At 51.8% G+C, this 20,850-nt stretch carries 13 protein-coding genes; all 13 read left to right on the top strand.

The window, feature by feature from the left end:
- Positions 1-87 precede the first annotated feature (87 nt).
- The 13 genes from CBW46_RS05750 (at position 88) to parE (ending at position 20,845) form a co-directional block, all read left to right on the top strand.
- Positions 88-1,746, top strand: coding sequence for an N-acetylmuramoyl-L-alanine amidase family protein (locus CBW46_RS05750; protein ID WP_089199046.1), 1,659 nt, complete (start codon positions 88-90; stop codon positions 1,744-1,746).
- Positions 1,747-1,758: 12 nt separating this feature from the next.
- Positions 1,759-2,316, top strand: a complete 558-nt coding sequence (locus CBW46_RS05745; RefSeq protein WP_089199045.1) for a GerMN domain-containing protein — start codon at positions 1,759-1,761, stop codon at positions 2,314-2,316.
- 49 nt (positions 2,317-2,365) lie between these two features.
- Positions 2,366-5,137, top strand: a complete 2,772-nt coding sequence (locus CBW46_RS05740) for an S-layer homology domain-containing protein (protein WP_089199044.1) — start codon at positions 2,366-2,368, stop codon at positions 5,135-5,137.
- A 215-nt stretch (positions 5,138-5,352) separates the two neighbouring features.
- Positions 5,353-6,018: an endonuclease III gene (nth, locus tag CBW46_RS05735; RefSeq protein WP_089199043.1), complete on the top strand. Its 666-nt coding sequence runs from the start codon at positions 5,353-5,355 to the stop codon at positions 6,016-6,018.
- A gap of 40 nt (positions 6,019-6,058) precedes the next feature.
- The gene (locus CBW46_RS05730) at positions 6,059-6,331 is read left to right on the top strand and encodes an NAD/NADP transhydrogenase alpha subunit (protein ID WP_089199042.1); all 273 of its coding nucleotides are present in this window, start codon (positions 6,059-6,061) and stop codon (positions 6,329-6,331) included.
- 60 nt (positions 6,332-6,391) lie between these two features.
- Positions 6,392-10,078, top strand: coding sequence for a dynamin family protein (locus CBW46_RS05725; protein WP_089199041.1), 3,687 nt, complete (start codon positions 6,392-6,394; stop codon positions 10,076-10,078).
- Positions 10,079-10,422: 344 nt separating this feature from the next.
- Positions 10,423-12,267 carry an ABC transporter ATP-binding protein gene (locus CBW46_RS05720; RefSeq protein WP_089199040.1) on the top strand — a complete coding sequence of 615 codons (1,845 nt, stop codon included), beginning with the start codon at positions 10,423-10,425 and terminating at the stop codon, positions 12,265-12,267.
- A complete protein-coding gene (locus CBW46_RS05715; protein ID WP_089199039.1) occupies positions 12,264-14,117 on the top strand; it encodes an ABC transporter ATP-binding protein in 1,854 nt (617 codons plus the stop codon). Before CBW46_RS05720 ends, CBW46_RS05715 begins: the two co-directional genes overlap by 4 nt.
- A 254-nt stretch (positions 14,118-14,371) precedes the next feature.
- Positions 14,372-15,847 (top strand): LysM peptidoglycan-binding domain-containing M23 family metallopeptidase, encoded by a 1,476-nt coding sequence (locus CBW46_RS05710; protein WP_165842203.1) that lies wholly within the window; start codon positions 14,372-14,374, stop codon positions 15,845-15,847.
- A gap of 156 nt (positions 15,848-16,003) precedes the next feature.
- Positions 16,004-16,828 carry a GDSL-type esterase/lipase family protein gene (locus CBW46_RS05705; RefSeq protein ID WP_089199037.1) on the top strand — a complete coding sequence of 275 codons (825 nt, stop codon included), beginning with the start codon at positions 16,004-16,006 and terminating at the stop codon, positions 16,826-16,828.
- Positions 16,829-16,875: 47 nt separating this feature from the next.
- Positions 16,876-17,826, top strand: coding sequence for an ABC transporter ATP-binding protein (locus CBW46_RS05700; protein ID WP_089199036.1), 951 nt, complete (start codon positions 16,876-16,878; stop codon positions 17,824-17,826).
- Positions 17,819-18,811, top strand: a complete 993-nt coding sequence (locus CBW46_RS05695; RefSeq protein WP_089199035.1) for an ABC transporter permease — start codon at positions 17,819-17,821, stop codon at positions 18,809-18,811. Before CBW46_RS05700 ends, CBW46_RS05695 begins: the two co-directional genes overlap by 8 nt.
- Positions 18,812-18,871: 60 nt before the next feature.
- Complete coding sequence (parE, locus tag CBW46_RS05690) at positions 18,872-20,845, top strand: DNA topoisomerase IV subunit B (RefSeq protein ID WP_089199034.1); 1,974 nt, start codon at positions 18,872-18,874, stop codon at positions 20,843-20,845.
- Positions 20,846-20,850: the final 5 nt, after the last annotated feature.

The raw sequence follows: 20,850 nt of genomic DNA, 5'->3' as shown, positions 1-20,850 counted from the left end.
ACTATATGGCAGAATTCGCCACTTAACGCATACCTACTAATTACTTTCTTTTGTTAATTCTAATATATACCAGAGCTGAGGTGTACGATGAGAGTTTTAACTGCATTGATTTCTTTGTTGCTGATGTCCATCCTAGCGCTCCCCGTAGTTGTTTTCGGGGCTGAGCAGCCGATCCAGCTGTTCCTCAACGGCAAACAATTGTCCGCCGAGGTAGCGCCGCGAATTATAAAGGACAATACAGTTGTGCCGATTCGTATTATCGCAGAGTCTCTCGGATCGAAAGTAAAATGGGAAGAAAAAAGCCGCAAAGTGACAGTAGCTAAAGCCAACACTACCATCCAGCTTTATATTGACAAAAAGGATGTTACCGTCAACCAAAAATCCTACAAACTAGAAACGCCACCAACAATTGTGGAGGGGAGCACAATGCTTCCCCTGCGATTCATAGGCGAGCAGTTGGGGCTGGACGTGACCTGGGATGATTTAACCCGTTCGGTGTTTTTGAAGGAACCAGACAACGCAGAGCGCGAAAGACTGGCTGCGGCCTCTGAAGATCGTGAGGACACGGCCGGCGAAGCAACGCCAGCGGACGGTGAAGACGATGCAGGTGGGGCCGATTCCGGCAAGAACATTACGACCGGGGCAGCGTCCGCAAAATCCGAGGACAAGAAGCCTGCCAGCAGCATTGCTGCGAACCCCGGTGCGGTTGATGGCGATCGCGCACCGATCGGTGCTGTATTCAGCTCTCAGACGACAACAGGAGAAGCCAAAGCTGGCGCCAGTGCCTCCGCGGACAAGCCTGCCAACACCGCAGCTGCAGCCGGTCACAATTCTGATGATGCCAATGAGGCAGAAGATGTGCAAGCGGCACTCAGTACGGTGCACTCTCTGGCCGTAGCGGGTGACCGATTCGTAGTGAATACGAGCGGTGGGAAAGCCATTCCAGAATTGTCTTATGAATCAGAACCACACCGTGTTGTCATTAATATTCCGCACGGTCAGCTGGATCCCGAACTGAAGCTCGGCGACAACGGCCAGGGCACCATAAAGATCGATTCCGAAACGGTGTCACAAATTCGCTATTCACTATTTTCAAAAGAGCCTTATACCGTTAGAATAATAGTAGATTTAACCAAAAAGGTAGTGTTCAAGCCTGTGGTAGACGTAACAGGGACGCAGCTGGCATGGACTTTAATCCCGCCCAAAGACAAGTACAGGGTCGTGATCGACCCTGGCCACGGCGGCAAAGACACAGGGGCTATCTCCGTGAATGAACGGCGTGAGAAGGATTTTGTACTGTCGTTGGGCCTAAAGATTGAGAAGCTTCTGCAAAAGGAACCGAAGATTGAAGCGTTGTTGACACGCACAGACGACACGTTCGTCGAATTGGCCGACCGTGCCGCTTTTGCTAATGATAGAGAAGCGGATGTATTCGTCTCTGTGCATGGCAATGCTGCTGCCAAAGAATCGGTGCGGGGTGTGGAGACGTATTATTATACGGAGCAAAGCATGCCATTTGCTAGCATTATACACGAGCATCTGCTCGAGGCGACAGGTTTTCCTGACCGAAAGGTAAAGCAGTCGGGATTCTACGTGGTCAAGAACACAACCATGCCGTCAGTTCTGCTAGAAGTCGGCTTTCTCTCCAATCAAACAGAAGAAAGTATCATGTACCAGGACGCTTTTCAAAATAAGGTTGCCGCATCCATCGTCGCTGCCATCAAACAGCAGCTGAAGATCGGCTAAGGAGAGGGTAAGATGCACTATCGTCTGCTGAATGCAGCAGTACTGAGCGTTGCGATGCTCGCACTGTTGTCCGCTTGTGGACAGGTAAAAGACCCGGCGGGAGACAGTTCGACACCAGAGCCGACACAGATGAATGGATCACGGACGCCACCGGCATCTGCCGCCGCGCAGCACCACAGACAAATGAACGTCAAAGTCTACTATGGCGACGTGGACGCAGAGAGATTGATAGAGCACGAAACGACTATCTCTTACCAGGAAGATACAGACAAGTATGCTTACGCCATTAAGCTGCTGGGCGAGAGCGATGACAGCGAACGGGTGGCTCTGTTCAAAGGTTTTACCGTGAAATCGGCCCAGTTCAAAGATGGACTGCTCACCGTCGATATGAGTATGGCCCCCGAAGCCAGAGTCGGTTCGGGGGGCGAGGCTTTATTGTTAGATGCATTGAAGAAAACGGTGTTCCAGTTTTCAGAGGTGCAAAGCCTGGAACTTTTGATGGACGGGCAAGCTGTCGAAAGCTTAATGGGGCATGTGGAGCTGCCTCATCCGATACAGCGCGGCACTTGACCTTGTGCAACGCCGATTTAACGTATAAATACCGGGGGGAACAAGAGGAATGAACAACAAGCGCAAACAAGCACGGAAAATAGCTGCGGCTGTGGTTGCTTTATCTCTAATGCTGAGCAGCCCTGCCTTCGCCGCCGAAGCCCCGCCCAAGCAAGAAGCAGGGGCTGACACCCCAGCCAAGTCTGCGGCCGACAGCGGGCAGGTGACTGGTTCGGATGCATCCGCACTGTTTAAAGATGTGAGCCCCCAGCATTGGGCAATCAAGCATATTACGAAGTTATCAGCGCTTGGAATTATCGAAGGCTACGAAAAAGGCGAATACCGTCCGGAAGCTTCGGTTTCTCAGCAAGATGTACTCATCATGGCTATTCGTATGATGGGATTGGAAGACGAGGTGCTGAAAAGCAAAACGGAGACTGTGCTCCCTTTCACTGTCGACAACTACGCAAAGCCTTATGTCGCATATGCATTTGATGTGGGACTGATCACCACAAATGAAGAAACTGAGAGCACCGGCGTCACAGCAAAAACCGCATGGGGCTCGCGTCCCGCTACCAGAGAATGGGTGGCGAAGTTGGTCATCAGGGTGATTAACAAGCAGGATCTCGCTGAAAAGGAAGCTTCGACTCCTTCGGCGTTCAAAGACGCCAAAGACTTTTCCGACTGGGCCGTGGGTTTTGTGAATGCAGCGGTCTCGTTGAAAATCGTTGACGGTGTGGACGACAACAACTTTCAACCGAAAGGCGCGGTCACCCGGGCACAAATGGCAACATTTTTGAGCCGGGCCGACAAAGAATTAACCACCCGTTCCAACAAGGTTGCAACTGGCTATGTTCTTGAGCTCAGAGATGAAAAGCTTACGATCCAAAACGAACAGGGTCATTCCCAGGCGTTTACCTTAACCCCGACAACAGTCATCTATCACGGCAGGGATGACAGTCGTATACCATCGTCCACACTGAAAGAAACGCACGAGGTGTACATTATTGCGAAGCAAGGCACGGCGACTTACATAGAGCTGACAAACGATGAGGAGAAAATGGGATCTATCGAGGGTACGCTCAAGGACCTGTATCTAAACAATATGCAGATCGCTGTCACACAAGGAAACGGTGTCGAATTAAAAGAACTGGCACCGAATGTTACCGTGACAGATAAGGACGGAAGAGGACTTAGCATCGGTTCTATCCCGCCTGCCAGTATCATTGAATTGAAGTGGAGCCTGCTGAAGCCGGAGGCCAAAATCAGCCAAATTATCGTGAAACAAATGCCTGTCAGCAAAACGGCGGAAGGTACGGTAGACAGCATTCAGAAGGACCAAAACAGCGTTACTTTTGTGGAACAATCAAGCGGCCAGAAGGAGACGTACACGCTAGCCGCGTTGGTACCTGTTAGCTTGCCTGACGGTGCCGCTTCTGATATAAGTAAGCTGCGTGTAGGTGATGTGGTCACTTATGAGGTAAAGGCCAATCAACTTGTCAACCTGACGCTTCGAAAGCAGGCGGACGTGAACGCAACCGTGGAAGGGACATTAATGAGCATCAGCGATGACAAGAAGAGCATGACGATCAACATTAACGGCAAGAGCTTGGGAGCTTATTTTATTGCAGATAACGCAATTGTTGAGATCGATGGGCTTAGCAATGCCGGTTTTTTCGATCTCGAGATAGGTGACCAGCTTAAGCTGGAGCTGCTCAACGAAAAAATTGTCCACGCAGCGGTGACAAATCGGTCGATCAAGCAGATGACTTTTGCTACAATCAGCGTGTACGATCCAGACACGCAGCTTCTCGCTGGAACATATGAGAACGGAGAAACGTTCGCGTTCAAACTGACGGAGGATACCGCGTTAAAAGAGGGAGAGACCACGGTCCCGCTGAAAAACTTCTCTGCCAAGTTTGAGAAGGGCGACAAGATTGACCTCACGGTGTCCAAAGATAAGGTCATCACGCTAGCGTTGACGAAACGCGTTGAAGGCACGCTCACACAGGTGAACAGCACTTCCGATGAGGTATCGATCAGAACCGCCAGCGGACAAAATATTACCTTTGATGTCGATGAAGGGGTGCCGGTATCGGTGTGGGGCAAGGACAACGCAACACTGTCCGATTTACAGGTAGGAGATATCGTAGTGGCTGAATTAAATGGGTCGCAGGATGAGCTCATGAATATCTCGCCTACCAAAACAGCAGTATACAAGACGTTAGCGGCTAACGCAGACACGAGACAGGTGAGTGCGAAAGACGAGAATGGCGGCTTGTTTACATTCAAAGTGGACTTGAGTGACAAGATCTCAAGCCCTGGCAAAAGTGCGGCGAAATTCGACGATATCGTGCAGGATGAATATATAAAGGTGACTTATGTAGGTAATACCGTAGATAAAATTGTCCTGCTGAATTCCGTCCGCGGTAAATTGACCGGCATCGACACTGCGGCCGGCACAGTCACTGTGGAGGACTATAACAATGGCGTGCAAGTGGTGCCTGTCGGTGAGCAATTTGTCATCAAGCACAATGGGAACGCTTCGGCCGCTTTGACTAACCTGAAGCCTAACGATCGAGTAGAAATCATCAAGGACGCAGGCGACAAGACAACGATTTCTGTGGCAACCCCATCAAAACGTACGGTGTCGTCCTATGACACGCTATTGAACCAACTGGTATTCAAAGCCACCGCGTCCGATGACAAAACGGCCTTTAATTTTTTCCCCAAAGCATATCTGCATAAAGGGACCGAGACCGTGACGGCAAATGCGTTTACCGAAAACGAAGAAGTCACTATTTATGTGTTAGATGGTAAAATTGTCGAAATCGAAAAGTAGATATTTGTTGGTGCAGCTGTAACCTTTGGCTCCAAATGACCGTCTAGAGGGTGAACTGGTAGTTCTCGCCTTTCTAGGCGGTCTTCTTTATTAACTATTGATTAAAGTTAACTAAATTTTCTTCAAATGTTCGCATTTTGTCAGGTCAAGTCATTGATTCCTTTCCGCGGATTAGGTAAACTGAATCTCATACAACCGGAAAGAGGTAACCTCGCATGAACAAGAAACAGGTTCGCACCATATTAGACACCATGGGCGACATGTTCCCCGACGCACACTGCGAGTTGAACCATACTAATCCTTTTGAACTGACGATAGCGGTACTTCTGTCGGCACAATGCACTGATGAAACAGTGAACAAAGTGACGGCCACCCTATTTCAGAAGTACAAACGCCCGGAGGACTATCTAGCGGTCCCTCTGGAGGAATTGGAACAGGACATACGACGAATTGGACTTTTCCGTAACAAGGCCAAAAATATACAGGCTTTGTGCGCCCTTTTGTTAGACAAGTATGGAGGGGAAGTTCCTCAACTGCATGAGCAGTTGGTCGAACTGCCCGGAGTAGGCCGCAAGACGGCGAACGTTGTAATATCGAACGCCTTCGGCGTGCCGGCTATTGCCGTCGATACTCACGTGGAACGTGTCTCCAAACGGTTAGGAATGGTTAACCTAAAGGATTCCGTGCTGGAAGTGGAGAAAAAGCTGACGAAATTAGTGCCCAAAGAAGAATGGACATTAACACATCATAGGCTTATTTTTTTCGGAAGGTACCATTGCAAGGCTCAGAACCCGCAGTGTGCCGCATGCCCGTTGGCAGATGTATGCCGGGAAGGAAAAAAACGTATGAAATCCGCCAGCCATAGGAAACCTATAATATGAAATATTTACCACAAAGAGCAGATGAAGGATGGGATCTACAATGAAATGCATTTCCGTTTACACAAATGATTTTGAAGTGTTTTCCGATATTTATGAGAAGGTGCTGAATACCCCGTTCGAGGAGAATGAGGAGAAGCAGGTGGAAGGCGTTACGGTAATGGAATCGGGCGATGTGCCGGATAACTATCTCGACCGTATGAAAACGAAGCCTGAAGTGGTCGTAATGAAAGTACGCGACCGCGACATAACCATTTTACAGCACAAAAATTTGTTTGAAATCTTCATTCCGACTAATGAAATTGTGGTACACTGAAAACCGAAGAGATTCGGTTTTTTTCTTTGTTGACAGTTACCTTACTACGAGGAGATTGGTATGAGCAACGCAAGTGTACTCGGGGAAACGTTAGGAGAGGCGATCCGCTCGCTGCTGCAGCAGGTGACGGACGCCGGTGACGCTGAAAACGGCAACAAAATAAGACAGCTGCTGCAGAAAGCGGAAAGCGGCCATTTGTATATTGCTTTTTGCGGCCATTTTTCGGCCGGTAAGTCAAGCTTGATCAACAAGCTGGTGGGGTACCCGCTGCTGCCATCCAGTCCAATTCCAACTAGCGCAAACATCGTGAGTATAAGCAACGGGGAAGCAGGCGCGTCGGTGGTGCACCGGACAGCTGCAGGCACCGAAGATACACAGGTACGCAGCGTGCCCTTGTCGGAGCTTGCGGCCTATTGCCAGGACGGTGAAGCGATCGAAACGGTGGCATTGCAGTATCCGATCCCTTTTTTGGGCAAGCATGCGGCGCTGTTGGATACGCCGGGAATCGATTCAACCGACGATGCGCATCAGCTTGCGACCGAATCGGCCTTGCATCTGGCGGATGTCGTTTTTTATGTGATGGATTACAACCATGTCCAATCAGAGATTAATTTTGCATTTACGAAAAAAATGAAAGAGTGGGGCAAGCCTCTCTACTTAATTATAAATCAGGTGGATAAGCACAGGGATCAAGAACTGTCATTTTCCGCTTATCAGTCAGGGGTGCAGGAGGCCTTTGAGAACTGGCACGTTCAGCCGGACGGCATTGTCTATACCTCCGTGAAATCGCCGGATCATCCGCACAGCGAATGGAGCAAGCTGGATTGGCTGCTCGAGCGGCTGATCGAACAGCGGGATCCATTAACTCTGCTCAGCTTGGACAAGTCAGCCAAGCATTTGGCTGTGGCACATGCCGATCGTATGGCGGAGCGAAATGACCCGGTGAAGGATGATCTGCGTGCCCGGCTGGCTGCTCATGAGGGTGTAGAGTCCGCGCAGAGCCAGTGGGCGGAGTTAAGCGAAGCCATAGCACAGGCGGAGGCCCGTCCTGAGGTGCTGCGGGCGGCTTTGCGCAAGGAGACGGTTACGATATTGGAGAACGCCAACATTACGCCTGCAGTGACGCGGGATCTGGCGCATGAGTATTTGCAGAGCCGTAAGCCTGGTTTCAAAATTGGGCTGTTCGGCAGTGCGGCCAAGACCGCGAAGGAAGTGCAGCGGCGTTTGGAAGCGTTCCACTCCGATTTCGCCGGACAAGTCGCCTCGCAGGTGGAACGGCACCTGCAGCAGACATTGCTGAAAGCGACGGATGAAGCGGCTTCGGTCGATCCGGAGCGCGTAAGGGAAGGCGCGGAACGGATTCAAGTGCATGTGCAGCCGGAATGGTTGGCGGCACAGGTGAATGAAGCGGCTGTGTTCGGCGGCGAGTACACATTAAATTACGCGAAGCAGATTGCCGCTGAAGTGAAGCAGCAGTACCGCAAGCGCGCTTTCGAGGAAATCGACGCGTTCGCGGATGTGCTTGCCGCAGCGCTGCAGCCGCAGCTGCTCGCCTGGCGCGGGCAGCTCGAGGCGCTGCAGGGCCGCCTGGCCAGCCTGCGCGAGCTCGAGCGGCTCGCCGCCGCAGAGGCGGCTTACGCGGCAGCGCTCGCTGCGCCGCTCGCGGCCGTGCGCGCGCCGCAGCCGGCGCTGCCGGACCCGGCCGCCGCAGGCAGCGCCGCCGCCGCGCAGCCGGCCGCGCGCAGCGCCGCTGCCGGCGCCAGCGCCGTGCTCGACGCTGCGCGCGGCGCGCTCGCGGCCGTGGCCGCTGCGACGGGCGGCGCCCCGCGCGCGGGCGCAGCGCCGCTCGCGCAGGGCGGGCAGCGCGCCCGCCTGCGCGAGGCGTCGGCGCAGCTGGCCGCCGGCGCCCGCGAGCTCGCGGGGCTCGMGCCGCTCGCGAGCGTCTGCCGCGCGCTGCAGGAGAAGGTCGAGCGGCTCGAGCGCAACCGCTTCACCATCGCGCTGTTCGGCGCATTCAGCGCGGGTAAGTCATCGTTCGCTAACGCGTTAATCGGCGAGCGTATACTTCCTGTGTCGCCTAATCCAACGACAGCGGCGATTAACAAAATCATGCCGCCGGAGCCGGAGAACGGCTGGCCGCACGGTACAGCGAAAGTGTTGATGAAGAGCAAGGAACGGCTGACCGAGGACGTCATTTATTCGCTGGAGATGCTTGGCGTCTCTGCATCTGACCTGCAGAGCGCGCTCGCCGCGATTCGTCGCCTTTCCGCCGATCAGGTATCGGCAAAGGGCAAGCCCCACTATACGTTTCTCAAGGCTGTGGAAAGCGGATGGGATGACGTTGAACGCGAGCTGGGCGCGGAGCTTCGCATCGACGCCGAGCAATTCGGTGCATATGCCGCGGATGAGCGCAAATCTTGCTTTGTGCATCTGATCGAGCTGTACTATTCCAACCCGCTCACCGAACAAGGCATTGTACTGGTCGACACGCCGGGAGCGGATTCCATTAATGCGCGTCATACGGGTGTTGCATTTAACTATATTAAGAACGCTGATGCGATTCTTTTCGTCACTTATTATAATCATGCTTTTTCCCATGCGGATCAGCAGTTCCTGCTGCAATTGGGCCGGGTGAAAGACAGCTTCGAGCTGGACAAAATGTTCTTCATCGTCAATGCTGCTGACTTAGCTGCTTCGGCAGAAGAGCTGGACGGTGTCGTGGCCCATGTGAGGAGTAACCTGCAGCAGCACGGCATCCGTCAGCCGCGAATTTATCCGCTGTCGAGCTACTACGCCTTGGAAGCCAAATTGGCAGGTGACGAAGAGACGATCCAGGCGTCGGGCATTGCTGCGTTCGAGCAAGACTTTGTCCGCTTTAGCCTGCAAGAGCTGACTGAAATCGCCATACGTGCCGGTCAAACCGACCTGCAGCGTGCCGCTGATGTGCTGGAGCAGTGGATATCCGCCGCACAATCGGATGAGACCGCACGGCAAAACCGCGCATCCGCCATACGGCGCACACTGGAGAGAGCACTGTCCAGCCTCGGCGATCTGTCGTTGGAGCCGGAAGAACGTGAGCTGCGCAAAGAAATTGATGAGCTGCTATACTACGTAAAACAGCGGGCGACCTACCGCTTTGGCGAACTGTTTTTGCACGCCTACAATCCGGCTCTGTTCCGCGAGCAAGGCCGCGACATCAAAGCATTGATGCAATCGGCTTGGGATGACCTGCGTAAGATGATCGCTTTCGATCTGTCCCAAGAGGTGCTCGCCACCACACTGCGCGTCGAAAATTCGCTTCATCGCCAGGCTAGCAAACGCAGGCTGCAGTGGATTCAGTCGTTTGGGAATGAACTGGCAGGCTTTGAACCTTCCGCCTACGCTGCCAATCCGTTTGCCACACCGGAAGCAGAGGCTCCATTTGCCGCCGATGCCGTGCAGCTGAAATGGTTGACCGGGTTCTATAAAAATGCGAAGCAATTTTTCGAGGGCGATGGAAAAGAGCAGCTTCGCCGGGAACTTGAGGCCAAATTGAACGAACCGCTGACCGTCTACGTGCAATCCCAAGCGGACAGGCTGTATGCAGCGTATAGGCCGCAGCTGCACGCATGGTATACGCAACTGGCCCAGCAGCTTCGGATCGAGCTCCAGGAGTATGCCGCAGGCCAGCTCGACGCATTAACAATGCAAGTGGATACAGCTGAACTTCAGTCCAAGCAGGCAAAATTACAGCAATACTTCGTTTAAATTGTTATCATCTCACGTCGGCACAGCCGGTTGTCCCCTAGTTGGATGGCCGGCTGTTTGTTTTTTTGATAAAATGCTTTCCAAACCGCAGGCATTCGCATTATGTGCGTATAAAAGATGGATTGGAGCAGCATTTCGGGGCAATCTGCGAAATTACCTTGTTAAAAGGGTAATTATGGCAACTCATTTTGTTGCCGCTCTTTATGGTAGATGATACGATTCAACAAAAGCGAACGCTTTCGGAGGGACCCCCTTCGGGAGCAATTTTTGCTTTTACGGCCAATTTTCAGCTGAACCTGGCATATAGAGTTGGCTGTAGAAACCCAATTTTTGAGGAGGTTTTTATGGAAGTTTTCAGGCAGCTGAAGCAGTTTTATTGGCCCGAGAGAAAGTATTTGTTTGCGTCGGTCGTATCCCTCATGATTGCTACAGCTCTGGGATTGGTGTATCCGAACCTGCTTCGGTACCTGATCGATGAGATCATAACCAAGGAACAATTTGCGTTGGTGCCCTCTCTCGCGCTGGTGGTGGTCGGCGTGGTCAGCTGTAAGGCGCTGTTTCAGTTTCTGCATGGTTTTTCGAGCAGCAGACTGGGCAACAAAACCGCTTATCACCTACGCAACGCCTTATACGAGAAGCTGCAGTATCTGTCGTTTCAGTACTATGATAAGGCGCGAACGGGGGATTTGATGTCACGGCTGACAGCAGACTTACAGGCTGTGCGTGACTTCATCGGCTTCGGCTTTGTGCAAATTCTCAATGTGCTGATGATGTTCACCTTTGGCACGGTCATGCTGCTCATGATCAACTGGCAGTTGACGCTGATGACGATGATTTCAATGCCTTTTTTAGTGTTTACGGCAATCCGTTTCGAAGGTAAAATCCATCCTGCGTTTCGGTCTATACGCCAATCTATGAGTTCTATGACAACCTCCGTACAGGAAAATATCACTGGCGTGCGTACCATCAAATCATTCGCACGTGAGCCGTATGAAATTGAGAAATTTGCCGACCGCAACGAGGATTACCAAGTCAATAACGTAACGACCTCGGGAATTTGGGCGCGCTATTTTCCGTTAATGGAGCTGCTTGCGAATTTAAGTGTTGTGATCCTTCTCGCGACAGGCGGCTATCTGGTTATCACAAAGTCGATCACATTGGGTGAGCTTGTTGCGTGCTTCAGTTTGATTTGGTATATTATCGGACCGCTGTGGCAGATTGGCTTTCATATTAACAACTACACTCAATCGAAGGCAGCAGGCGAACGGCTTCTGGAAGTGCTGCACCACTATGTGCATGTGAAAAACAATGAGAACGCGATAGTGCTGGAACCTGACCGAGTGAAGGGCCATGTGAGATTTGAAAGCGTTACATTTGCTTATCCCGAGCAGCAGCCGGCCCTGCATCAGTTTGATCTTGATGCGAAAGCGGGCTCTGTTATAGGGCTGTTGGGTGGAACCGGGTCAGGTAAATCAACGTTGATTCAGCTGCTGCTGCGGGCCTACAATGTCAAAGAAGGGTCCATCACGCTGGACGGCGTTGATATTCGCGACATTTCCCTTGAAAGTCTGCGGGAGCAGATGGCGATTGTTTTTCAGGAGACGTTTCTTTTCTCATCCACTATTCGGAACAATATCGCATACGGTGTTCAGGATGTGACGATGGAGCAGATCGTGCAGGCGGCGAAGCTGGTCAAAGCACATGATTTTATTATGGAGCTGCCGATGGGTTATGACACCATTGTGGGAGAGCGTGGCTTGGGGCTGTCGGGAGGGCAAAAGCAGCGGATTGCGATTGCCAGGGCATTGTTGAAAAACCCGAAAATTTTAATCCTGGATGACGCCACCAGCGCGGTCGATATGGAAACGGAGCATGAGATTCAGCTGGGCTTCCAGGAAGTAATGAAGGATAGAACGACATTTATTATCGCTCACCGCATCTCGTCTCTCAGGCACGCGGATGAGATCATCGTGCTGGATCACGGCCGCATCGTGCAGAGAGGTACGCATGAACAGCTTATGCAGCAGGAGGGGCGATATTTGGAAACATATAAAATTCAATTCGCCGACCAAGCGGATGCAGTACAGCTGCCGGGGATGGAGGCACTTGTGCCATTCGCGCGTGAACGACAGGCCGGTTGGCACGGTGCAGCAGGCTATTCGGACAGAGGCGGGAGGTACATACAGTGAGCTTATCCACCAAACAAAGTGCGCAAAGCGGAGGGCAACAGTCAGGACGACGGTTTGTGTACCAGGATGACGAACTGCTGGATAAAGGCTTTGATTGGCATCAGGTAAAACGGCTTGGTCACTATCTCAAACCATACAGCAAGCAAATACTCCCGGTCATCGGGATCATGATGGTGGTCGGCGCGTTGACGAAGTTGTTGAATCCACTGCTTATTGCGTATGCGATCGACCATGTGCTGCGGGAAGGCGGGTCGCATTACGGCGATATGACGCTGCTGGCTCAGTGTGTGGCGGCGATGCTGGCTCTGTATGTCATACAGTGGGCGGCAAACAATTACCGAATCCGTTTTACGAACAAGATCGGACAAAAAGTGATCTATGATCTCCGGCACGATTTGTTCCGCAACATCCAAAGCTTATCGTTCCGCTTTTTCGATAAGCGTCCGGCCGGGTCGATTTTGGTAAGAATTACGAATTACGTTAACTCCCTGCAAGAGCTGTTCACTAACGGAGTTGTGAATCTTATGATAGATTGCGTGCAGCTGTTCGGGATCGTGTTCATCCTGCTGTTTTACAATGTCAAGCTTGGCACTGCGATTATCGTCACCGTCCCGATTATGTTTTTGGTATCCACCAAGCTGCGGGTTATGATCCGCCGTTCCTGGCAGGTTGTGCAAACGAATCAATCCAGAATCAACGCGCACCTGAACGAGTGCATCCAGGGTATCAAGGTGACGCAGGCGTTTACGCAGGAAAAAGAAAACATGGCATTCTTCGAGCAAATGAATACGGACAACTATAAAGCGTGGAACCGTGCTGCTTCCTTAAACCAGGCGTTCCATCCGATTATCGAAGTGACCGGAGCGATAGGCTACTGTATTCTGTTTTGGTTCGGTGCCTACCTCATCCAGCAGCAGGAAATCACTGTTGGCTTGCTTGTCGCCTTCGCTACCTACATTGGACATTTCTGGGAGCCGATCAACCGCTTGGGGCAGATGTATTCACAAATGTTGATTGCAATGGCATCCTCGGAGCGGATTTTTGAGTTTATCGACGAGCGGCCCAGTGTAGCTGAAGCAGCGAACGCGAAAATTTTGCCGACGGTGCAGGGCAATATTGAGCTGTCGCAGGTAGAGTTCGAGTATGAGCCCGGACGCCCCGCGTTGAAGGGAATCAATCTGAATGTGAAAGCGGGACAGTCGATCGCACTTGTTGGCCATACCGGCTCCGGCAAAAGCACGATTATTAATTTGCTGTGCAGGTTTTACGACATCAGCAATGGCACCATCACCATTGACGGGCACAATGTCCGCGATGTGTCTATCTCCAGTCTGCGTTCGCAGATCGGTATCGTCTTGCAGGACACCTTCATCTTCTCAGGCACGATTCGCGAGAATATCCGATTCGGACGGCTGGATGCCACAGATGAGGAAGTGGAGTTTACCGCAAAGGCGGTTCGGGCACACGATTTCATCATGCAGCTCCCGCAAGGCTACGATACCGAGGTGCAGGAGCGCGGCAGCATGCTTTCGATGGGGCAGCGGCAGCTCATTTCTTTTGCGCGCGCTCTGCTGGCCGACCCGCGCATATTAATTCTGGATGAGGCGACGGCGAGCATCGATACGGAGACCGAGCTGAAAATTCAGGAGGCGCTCAAAACATTGCTCGCCGGGCGGACATCTTTTATCATCGCTCACCGGCTGTCCACGATCCGAGGCGCTGACAAAATTGTGGTCCTGGAGCATGGTGTGATAAAGGAACAAGGCACTCACGAGGAGCTAATGCGGGAGATGGGCATCTACCACGGGTTGATCCAAGCGCAGTACCGTTTCTTGCGGGAGGTCGGTTGATCTTACCGACCGGCCGCGACCACCCTGGCTGCAACCATTTGCGGTTCAATCGCTGCTTTTGTCGAATTAGACGTCCTTACCAGGGGGTGAGCTCGTGGAGTAAGTGCCTCATCGCTGGAAGTAACACAATACTTTCTCCACACTCTTAACGTCCTTATAGGGCGTTTTTTGTGTACTACCGGGCTGATTCGATGAATAGACTGTTGAAAAGGTTGTATACTTTCCACCATTACACCGCTTTATGGGAGGTACAAGTGGATTACACAACAAGTTGGATGAAGGAAAAGAGATGGATTATCAGCTGCGGCAGTTTGGCGGTCCTCGCCCTGATATTTTCTTTTGTCTATATGTATATGCTGCACCACACTGTGACACGTTACCGGGTGGTCGCGGGAACGGAAGCTATAGGCGCGGTGAGCAATCCCGATGTTGTGTGGCAGTGGCTCGAACGCAAGAAAACTGAGGTTGCATTGGCACATCCCAGCGTGCAGGCGGAGGTGAAGCTTCCGGACCTGCAATTTGTGCGCGAACGTGAGTACGAAGCGTGGTATGATGATGCACAGGCGATTGCGGCGTTAAACAAAAGGGCACGAATTCAAATGAACGGTGTACAAATTCGTATCGAGGGCAAACCAATCGGATTTGTCAGGGATGAAGCAGCGGCAGTGGCGTTACTGGATCAGGTGAAGCAGAAATACATGGGCGGCGCCGCCAACGGAAATAGCAGCATTTTGGCTCGCACAGCAGAAGGAACAGTTCAGGCGCCCAACGCAGCGGCCGCGCAGCAGCATCAGCAGCCGCCTGCAGCCGACAGCGGTCCTGTCATCGAATCCGCGGAATTTGTGCAACAGGTCGAGTTTGCAACGATGGAGGTAACGCCATCGGATATATCCGACACGGGCACACTGTTCAATACGATTGAAACAGGCCATGTTCAGCCAGTCAAATATACGGTTCAAGCCGGAGACTGCATTTCATGTATCGCATACAAATTTCAAATAAGCAGGCAGGCGATCTATGACAATAATCCATCTGTCAAAAACAACATCATCCGGGCCGGAGACGAATTAGATCTTACGGTGAGGCAGCCGCTTCTGTCCGTGAAAACAAGGGAAAAACATACGGTCACCGTAGAGGTGCCCTATGAAATTACATATATCGATGATCCTACATTAAGGGCTGGCGTAAAAGAAACCAAGATCCCCGGGGCGAACGGACTGAAGGAGGTCACTTATGTGACAACCAGGATCAATGGCGAATTTCAGGAACAGTCCGCAGCCAACGAAACACTGCTCCGTCCGATGACGGCAGCCGTGATGCGCAAAGGCACTAAGGTCATTCCAGGGGTAGGCACCGGCACGTTCGCTTGGCCGGTCTACAGAGCGAAATTAACCAGCGTCTACGGAAAAAGGTGGGGCGGGTTCCATCCGGGCACCGACATGGTATCCGACCACACTGCCATTATGGCAGCAGACCATGGAAAAGCGGCATACGCCGGCTGGAAAAAAGGCTATGGTAACTGTATCATTATCGATCACCAGAATGGATACAGTACGCTGTACGGACATCTGAGCAAAATACTGATCAGCAAAGGGGATGCCGTTGAGAAGGGCGATAAGATCGGAGTGATGGGGACTACCGGCAACTCTACCGGCGTGCATCTGCATTTCGAGGTGCGAAAAGGAGATGAACAGCAAAATCCGCTCAAATTTTTGACTGACAGTCAATAGAAGACCTGGCCCGCCGGCGAGGGATGCAGTAGAGCAGGCTGGAAGCATAGCGCTTCCAGTCTGTTTGCATATGCAGTTTGCAAAATCACTTTGGAACCGCTACTCTAAATGATAGACTGGAGCTCTGTCGAAGCACGGGAAGGGGAGGGTTTGATTTTGTTTTCCACTCGCTTTATATGGCGCACGGTCGGTTTGGCTGCGCTGCTGTCCACGCTGATTTGTATATTTGGATTTGTCTATGCCGTTAATCAGATCATTTATCCGAAGCCCGCCGTTTCTACTGAAACGCAAGCTCCTGCAGAGACGGAAAAGCCCGACTCGCCGCCGATGGCGGATAAAGACAAAATCAACATTGTGGCGCTGGGCGATTCACTTACCGCAGGTACAGGGGATTTAACGGGACGCGGCTATGTGGGCCAGACCAAAGAAATGCTGGCGGACCGGCTCGGCAAGCCGGTATACGTTCTGAACAACTTCGCCATACCCGGATATCGCACCACGGATCTATTGAAAGACATGGATGCGAACAAAGGGATCGGTACCGCGGTGTCGGAGGCCGATATCGTACTGTTGACCATAGGTGCTAACGATCTGTTTCAAGGAGGACAAGACATATTCTCCGGAGAATCCGATGAGGGCTTCAATCCGGGTGCGGGCGTCGGCCGGATGCCTGCAGCCATGCAACGTTTGGAACAGATCATTGACCGCCTTCACCAGTACAATCCGAACGCAATCATCTGCTATGTCGGCTTATATCATCCGTTTCTGGACATTGATACGAAACGGGATGGCGGGCCCATAATCCAGCAATGGAATTCTGAGGCATTCCAGCTGGCGAATCGCTACAGCCATGTCATCGTTGTTCCCACGTACGATTTGTTTGAACTGAATCTAAGCAGATACTTGTATACCGACCACTTTCATCCTAATCAGGACGGTTATGCGCGCATAGCCGAACGCATCGCACAAATTGTGCATTGATGAACTTATAATTTCATTTTTTACAGCCGGGGAGAGATGATTCTACCATGGGAGATGAAAGAGACATCGTATTGTCGGTGAAAGATATAAAAAAAACGATAAAAGGCAAAGAGATTATAAAAGGCATTTCATTCGATGTATACGGCGGGGAAATATTCGGCTTTCTCGGGCCGAACGGCTCCGGTAAAACCACGACAATACGAATGCTTGTCGGCTTGATCGCACCTACCGCCGGCTCCATCACGATTTGCGGCTGCGATGTCCATAAGCAGCACAATGAAGCACTGCAGCACATAGGGTGCATCGTCGAAAATCCGGAGCTATATTCTTATCTGAGCGGATGGGAGAACTTGGAGCATTTTGCGCGCATGCTGCCCGCGGTCACCGACCAGAGGATTCAAGAAGTTGTAGACATCGTAGGTATGGACGCCCGAATTCACGATAAGGTGAAAACATATTCGCTCGGTATGAGGCAGCGGCTCGGCATCGCGCAGGCGCTGCTGAACAATCCTAAGCTGCTCATCCTGGATGAGCCCACTAACGGCTTGGATCCACAGGGGATCAAAGAGATGCGGGAGTTCATCCTGCAGCTCGCGAAAACCGGTCTGAGCCTGTTCGTGTCGAGCCATTTGCTGAGTGAAATTCAGCAAATGTGCGACCGGGTAGCGATCATTAGCCATGGGGAAGTCATCACGGTAGGCGAGGTCGATGCGCTGATCGACGAATCGGCGAGCCGCGTCGTTTGGCGGGTGGCGCCACTTCAACAGGCGCTTTCGATGCTTAATGAAGAGCCGGATGTTCAGGTGCTGTACGCCGAAGAGGGCACGGCGGAACACCATACAGCAGCGCACGTGGTGACCCAGCTGAGCCCAGAGGCTGTTCCCGATGTGACCCGGCGATTAGTGGAATCAGGTATTCACATATTTGGCGTGGAAACGAAAAACCCCACACTGGAGGATCTATTCTTGAGCTTAACGGAGGGGAAGCGCATTGGTTAGTTTATATCCTTTAGTGCAGAACGAGTGCATCAAGATTGTCAAAAAGAGACGCCTGTTTGCCGTTCTGCTTATTTTAGCCACTCTCATCCCCATGTTCACATATGCGCAAATGAAGGTGGCGGAAGAAAACCTGAAACGATTCGGTACAACTGATTGGCGTGCTGAACAGCGCGAAAAGATTAACGATTACACACGCAGCATTGGCAGTGCACGAGTTCCGGAGGAATGGAAGCAGTTCCGGCGGGTGCAAGTGCAGCTGGCGCAATACTATTTGGATAAAGATGTGAATCCTGCAGCTCCTAACGGGGTAACCTTTACTAGAGAATTCATGAAAAACGCGGTCGGACTCTTTATTCCGCTCATGGTTATGGTCATAGCCTCCGATCTCGTATCTTCCGAGCATTCGACCGGGACGATCAAGCTGCTGTTGACGAGGCCTGTCAGCCGGTGGAAGATTTTAATGAGCAAATTGATCAGCTTGATATTGTTCACATCGCTTATTGTCATATGCACCGCACTGCTCTGTTATCTGATATCCGGTGTCGTGTTCGGTTACGGCGGTTGGGATATGCCGGTGTTCTTTGGTTTTCAAATCAGCGGCACGGAAGTAGACACCAGTTTCGTCCGGCCGATAGAGCAATGGCTGTACCTTCTAATGGAGTTTGGTTTGGTGTGGTACTCGGCTTTGATAGTTGCTGTTATGTCGCTGATGGTATCTGTGCTGATTCGCAGTACCGCCGCGGGCATGGGCGTGATGCTGGCGGTACTTATATCGGGAACGATCTTAACCAACATGGTATCCTCGTGGGAAACCGCTAAATACTTATTCATGGTCAATCTGCAGCTTACCGATTATTTAACGGGCAGCCTTCCGCCGATCAAGGGCATGGATTTAGGGTTTTCTTTGGCTGTTCTTACGGTCTGGGGTATAGCCTCGATTATCGCGTCCTTTGCAGTCTTCACGAAAAAAGATATATTGAACTAGCAGCGCAAGATGTTTATAATGCACAATAGAAACTAGAGCTTCAGCTTAAGGGAGGCTGCAATGGCCGAGCAACTTGATTTGTTTGCCAGTAAGACAACCACGCGGACGGATTATGGCGCCGACGATATACAAGTATTGGAAGGGCTTGTGGCAGTTCGTAAAAGACCGGGTATGTACATCGGAAGTACCAGTACTTCCGGACTCCATCATTTGTTATGGGAAATAGTCGATAATGCTGTCGACGAACATTTGGCTAAGTTTTGTTCCAAGATCGATGTAATCATTCAGAAAGACAACTCCATCACGGTGCAGGATAACGGTCGCGGTATTCCGACGGGGATGCACAAGACAGGGATTCCCACCCCGCAGGTGGTGTTCACGATTCTCCATGCCGGAGGCAAGTTCGGCGGCGGGGGCTATAAAAAGTCCGGGGGCTTGCACGGCGTGGGCGCCTCCGTAACCAATGCACTCTCCGAGTGGCTGGAAGTGACAATCTACCGTGACGGCAAAATCCATCGCCAGCGGTTTGAATACTGGGTGGACGAGCAGGGTGTCGAACATGTCGGGGAGCCTGTGACAGGGCTTGAAATAACCGGAAATACAAGACAGACCGGAACCAAGGTCGCTTTCAAACCGGATAAGCGCGTCTTCCAAGGCGGCATTGCGGTAAATTACGATACGCTGCTCGAGCGCTTGCAGGAAATTGCATTTCTGAATTCCGGGCTGCAGGTAACGGTGAAGGATGAGCGCGCGGGTAAACAAGAAGTGTTCCAGTACGAAGGCGGGGCCAGCCAGTTTGTCAAGTTTTTGAATGAAGAAAAAACGGTGCTGCACGATGTGATTCATTTTACCGCGGAGAAAGATGACATCGAAGTCGAAGTTGCACTGCAATACAACGACGGCTACACGGAAACCATCGTTTCGTTCGTGAACGCAATCCCCACGCGGGGGGGCGGTACGCATGAGACGGGGTTTAAAACGGCATATACCCGCGTGATGAATGATTACGCCCGGAAAACGGGTATTTTGAAAGAGAAAGATAAAAATCTCGATGGCCAGGACTTGCGCGAAGGCATGATGGCCGTGATTAACATCAAAATGGGCGAGGTTGAATTCGTCGGACAAACGAAGGATCAATTAGGCAGCGCATCAGCGCGGAGCATAGTGGATTCGATCGTGTCTGAGAAAATGGCGGTGTTCTTGGAAGAAAATCCGCAAGTCGCCCAGATGGTGATGAAAAAAGCGGTGCAGTCTGCCAAAGCCAGGGAGGCGGCGCGCAAGGCTCGTGAGGAGGTGCGGAGCGGCAAGAAAGGCAGAAGCGAGAGCTCCAACCTTGGCGGAAAGCTCACGCCTGCTCAGTCTAAGGATTACAGCAAAAATGAGCTGTTCATTGTAGAGGGAGACTCTGCCGGCGGCTCGGCAAAGCAGGGGCGTGACTCGAAGCATCAGGCGATTTTGCCGCTCAAAGGAAAGCCGATGAATCCGGAGAAGGCCAAGCTGGCCGATATTATGAAGAACGATGAATATAAGGCGATCATATCCGCGATAGGCGCTGGAGTCGGCCCCGAGTTTGACGTAAGCGAAAGCAATTATGCGAAGATTATTATTATGACGGACGCCGATACGGACGGTGCTCACATTCAGGTGCTGCTTCTGACCTTTTTCTACCGCTACATGAAGCCGCTCATTGACGCAGGCAAGGTGTACATAGCCCAGCCGCCGCTTTACAAAGTAACGAAAAAGGCCGGCAAAAACAGCTCGGTCAATTATGCTTGGACGGATGACCAGCTGGCTGCACTCACAAAAAAGCTGGGCAAAGGCACCGAGCTTCAGCGTTACAAAGGTTTAGGCGAGATGAACCCGGACCAGCTATGGGAAACGACTATGGACCCGAGCACCCGCACTTTGCTGCAGGTGCAGATTGAGGACGCGGCCAAAGCCGAACGGCGTGTGTCGACGCTAATGGGGGACAAGGTCGACCCCCGCAAGCGTTGGATCATCGAGAATGTCGACTTTACCGAGTTCGAGGAGTAGATAAA

Origin of the sequence: Paenibacillus xerothermodurans (assembly GCF_002220865.2) — a bacterium.
GTDB classification, from domain to species: domain Bacteria; phylum Bacillota; class Bacilli; order Paenibacillales; family NBRC-103111; genus Paenibacillus_S; species Paenibacillus_S xerothermodurans.
The sequence above is the reverse complement of the archived record's forward strand: the minus strand, read 5'-3'. Positions and strand labels throughout refer to the sequence as shown.